A 3281-nucleotide genomic window follows, 5' to 3' on the forward strand; every position below is an offset into this window, starting at 1 on the left:
CCCGACCAATTTGAAATAATTAAATTCAGGAAAGGAAATGATGATAAAGATTTATCAGTAAATGGGAAATGTCCTTATTTTAGAATACTAATCAAGAATAAACGAATACAGACTGAATATATTGATTTAACTGACAAAGAAAAACAATGTATAACTCAGTCCTAGGGTGCGTTCCCTAATGCAAGTCCTGCTGCTCCAGCGATCGCTTTTGGGGAACGCACCATGCACATTGATGGCAGTGCGATCGCCGTTATCCTCTTGATTAAACTTTAAAACTGCCATTGCTTGGGATAGGAACGCCAAGAGCGATCGCTTTTTGGGAATGAAGAGGGGCGATCTCTCTTTGTGAGTTGGAAAGTTGTCATCGATCCGCGATCGCGGATGTCATTATTGCCCAAGCAGAGTAAAATAAAAGTCTGTATTGAAAAAAGGGAAAGTAACAATGCCGCCAACAATGCAATTTAGTCAAATCTTAGAAATGATTGACTATCTCTCTTTTGATGAACAAGATGACTTGATCAATATTGTTAAACATCGGCAAATCGAAAAAAGACGAGAACAAATTGCTCAAAGTATTTCTCAAGCTCGACAAGACTATCAAAATGGTAATGTTTTTCGAGGAGATGTTGATTCCATCATTGCCGAACTAAACAATGATTAACTTGGTTTTTAGCCAATCATTTAAACGCGCTTTCAAAACAAGGATTAAACGACAACCTGACTTAAAATCAAAAATAGAAGCCAAATTGAGACTACTCGCTGACGATCCCTATAATCCAATATTACGCACCCATAAACTAAAGGGGAAATTGTCAGGTGCTTGGGCTTTTTCTGTCGAATATGATTGTCGAATTATTTTCAATTTTGAATCAAACCCTGAAACCCAAGAAGAAGAGATCAACCTAATTGATATTGGAACTCACGATGAGGTTTATTGAATATGATTTTTTATTATGTTAGCAAGGTTTCGGAGTTGGTGATCGCTTTTTGATGATGGGAAAGGGCGATCATGTATAATCCAAAATATTATGAACTAGATACAAAATCTCGATAAAATGGAGATAGAATGGGACAATAATAAAGCTGCTGCCAACTTGCTCAAGCATAAAATTGATTTTGAAGATGCAAAAAACATTTTTCTAGATCCCAACTGTTTGGAAAGAGAAGATAAACGTGATTATAATGAAACTAGAATTCAAGTAATCGGTATAGTTAATCAAGTAGTTTTATTGGTCGTCTATACCAAAAGAAACGGCAGATACCGCATTATTTCAGCAAGGAGAGCCAATAAAAATGAACGACGACAATATTACCAGACTCAGACTTGATCCCGAAAATGTTAGTCATGGTAAGACAGATTGGGAAAAAGTTGAAGCAATGACTGAGGAAGAAATTGACAAAGCAGCCGAAGCAGATTCGGACTGTCTCCCCCTATCTCAACAAGAATTAAATGAGTTTCACCGTACATCAATCACAGATGCCGATCTTGTAGTGCGATCGCTGTCATCTTGTTGATTAAACTTTAAAATTGTCATTGCTTGGGATAGGAACGCCAAGTGCGATCGCTTTTTGCGGATGAGGAGTGCGATGCCGAAGGCACTGCGTAGCAGATCGCTGATCTTGTCGTTTAGGTCGAGGTAACAAAACCCAACAAGCTTTGTTATAATATTTTTGTCATAAAGCAAGACTTATAAAAATAGATTTATGCCAGAAATTACTCGATTTTATGGAATTATCATTAAAATCTTTTTTGCCGATCATCCACCTCCCCATTTTCATGCGATTTATGGAGAATATAACGCCCTATTTAATCTGGAAACCTTAGAAATAATTGAAGGAGACTTACCTAATAGAGCCACAAAAATGGTTGTAGAATGGGCAACAATCTATCAATCAGAATTATTGAAAATGTGGAACACTCAAGAATTTAATAAATTACCACCTTTGAAATAAAACAATGCTTTACCCCAAAATAACATCAGCCGAAATCATTGAAAATTATACTCTATTGGTGCATTTTTCTAATCATCAAGCTAGAAAATATAACTGTGAAAATCTACTAGAAAAAACGATGTTTTCTTCCCTTAAAAACTATACTTTCTTTAAAAACTTTCAACTTGATCCATCAGGTAGCGGAATCGTTTGGAATGATGAAGTTGATATAAGCGAGTATGAAATTTGGATCAATGGAATTGAACTATGATTGCCGATCTTGTAGTGCGATCGCTGTCATCTTCTTGATTAAACTTTGAAATTGTCATTGCTCGGGATAGGAACGCCAAGGGCGATCGCTTTTTGGGGATAAGGAGAGCGATGCCGAAGGCACTGCGTAGCAGATCGCTGATCTTGTAGAAACCCAACATTACTTTTTCCCAGATTACCACCCAATATCTGAGTTATAATTAATACCATCCATTCTACACCTTAATCAAATAATTTAAATTATGTCTGCTACAATTCGTGAAGAACTTCACCAACAGATTGACCGATTACCTGATGACATTGTTGAAAAAATTGCCAACTTTACCCGATTAATTTCCCCTGAGCCAAACGACATTCCAGAATATAGTAATTGGCAAGATGAAGACTGGCAAAAATTTTCATTAGAGCAATTTTTCCAAGAAGGAGATGAAATAGAATATTCCCTAGCAGATGCTCAAGAAATTTATCAACCATGAAACCAGGTGATATTATTCTAATTCGTTTCCCTCAAGCAGACTTGAAATCAGGAAAACTGCATCCAGCTTTAATTATTGCTATTTCACCAAGTCGCCATCGTGATTTATTACTTGCTTTAATTTCTTCTCGTCTCCATCAAGCTACTCTAGGATTTGATGAAATTATTAATACCTCAGATTCTGACTATATTACTACTGGACTTAAAGTGGCTTCTTTAATTTGGCTAGGACAATTAACAAGTGTCGAATCATCTGTAATCAATGCACGTTTAGGAACTATCTCACCAGAAAGACTAATACATATTAAAAATCTTTTAGTCAATTGGCTAAGAAAATAAAATTAGTGCTGTAGGGTGCGTTCCCTAATGCAAGTCCTGCTACTCCAGCGATCGATTTTGGGGAACGCACCATGCACATTGATGGAAACTGTGAAGTTAGAAGCATGAAAACCAACCCCCGATCATGTTACGTTACCGATAACCCATCCTACAAATAATTGTGCCTCCCTACTTATCAAAAAAATGTTTGATATTATGCTTGAAATTTCTAAAACCTCTCTTCAAGTATTAGGCAGTGAAATATTTAATCAGATAACCAAAAGTA

9 protein-coding genes and 1 pseudogene are annotated in these 3281 nt (G+C 36.4%); 9 read left to right on the plus strand and 1 reads right to left on the minus strand.

Features of this window, described 5'->3' with window-relative positions; genetic code table 11:
• Positions 1–165: pseudogene (locus EWV66_RS04090) on the plus strand (adenine-specific methyltransferase EcoRI family protein); the annotation flags it as partial.
• On the opposite strand, the gene EWV66_RS04095 reads toward EWV66_RS04090, so the two are convergent.
• A complete protein-coding gene (locus EWV66_RS04095; protein ID WP_287107168.1) occupies positions 127–303 on the minus strand; it encodes a hypothetical protein in 177 nt (58 codons plus the stop codon). The pseudogene EWV66_RS04090 and the gene EWV66_RS04095 overlap by 39 nt on opposite strands.
• A gap of 139 nt (positions 304–442) precedes the next feature.
• On the opposite strand from EWV66_RS04095, the gene EWV66_RS04100 reads away from it, so the two are divergent.
• The 8 genes from EWV66_RS04100 (at position 443) to EWV66_RS04135 (ending at position 3016) form a co-directional block, all read left to right on the plus strand.
• Positions 443–661, plus strand: coding sequence for a hypothetical protein (locus EWV66_RS04100; RefSeq protein WP_004159878.1), 219 nt, complete (start codon positions 443–445; stop codon positions 659–661).
• Positions 654–938 (plus strand): type II toxin-antitoxin system RelE/ParE family toxin, encoded by a 285-nt coding sequence (locus EWV66_RS04105; RefSeq protein ID WP_052276670.1) that lies wholly within the window; start codon positions 654–656, stop codon positions 936–938. The genes EWV66_RS04100 and EWV66_RS04105 overlap by 8 nt, the downstream gene beginning before the upstream one ends.
• Positions 939–1055: 117 nt before the next feature.
• Positions 1056–1328: a BrnT family toxin gene (locus EWV66_RS04110; RefSeq protein ID WP_052276671.1), complete on the plus strand. Its 273-nt coding sequence runs from the start codon at positions 1056–1058 to the stop codon at positions 1326–1328.
• Positions 1294–1515, plus strand: coding sequence for a hypothetical protein (locus tag EWV66_RS04115; protein WP_052276672.1), 222 nt, complete (start codon positions 1294–1296; stop codon positions 1513–1515). The genes EWV66_RS04110 and EWV66_RS04115 overlap by 35 nt, the downstream gene beginning before the upstream one ends.
• 189 nt (positions 1516–1704) lie before the next feature.
• A complete protein-coding gene (locus EWV66_RS04120; RefSeq protein WP_002736965.1) occupies positions 1705–1953 on the plus strand; it encodes a DUF4160 domain-containing protein in 249 nt (82 codons plus the stop codon).
• A 4-nt stretch (positions 1954–1957) separates the two neighbouring features.
• Positions 1958–2203 (plus strand): DUF2442 domain-containing protein, encoded by a 246-nt coding sequence (locus EWV66_RS04125; RefSeq protein WP_052276673.1) that lies wholly within the window; start codon positions 1958–1960, stop codon positions 2201–2203.
• A 241-nt stretch (positions 2204–2444) separates the two neighbouring features.
• On the plus strand, positions 2445–2678 hold the full coding sequence (locus tag EWV66_RS04130; protein WP_052276674.1) for a hypothetical protein: 234 nt from the start codon (positions 2445–2447) through the stop codon (positions 2676–2678).
• Complete coding sequence (locus EWV66_RS04135; RefSeq protein WP_287107169.1) at positions 2675–3016, plus strand: type II toxin-antitoxin system PemK/MazF family toxin; 342 nt, start codon at positions 2675–2677, stop codon at positions 3014–3016. Before EWV66_RS04130 ends, EWV66_RS04135 begins: the two co-directional genes overlap by 4 nt.
• The last annotated feature ends 265 nt before the right edge of the window (positions 3017–3281 follow it).

The sequence above is a fragment of the Microcystis sp. M_OC_Ca_00000000_C217Col genome (assembly GCF_007095585.1).
Taxonomy (GTDB): domain Bacteria; phylum Cyanobacteriota; class Cyanobacteriia; order Cyanobacteriales; family Microcystaceae; genus Microcystis; species Microcystis panniformis.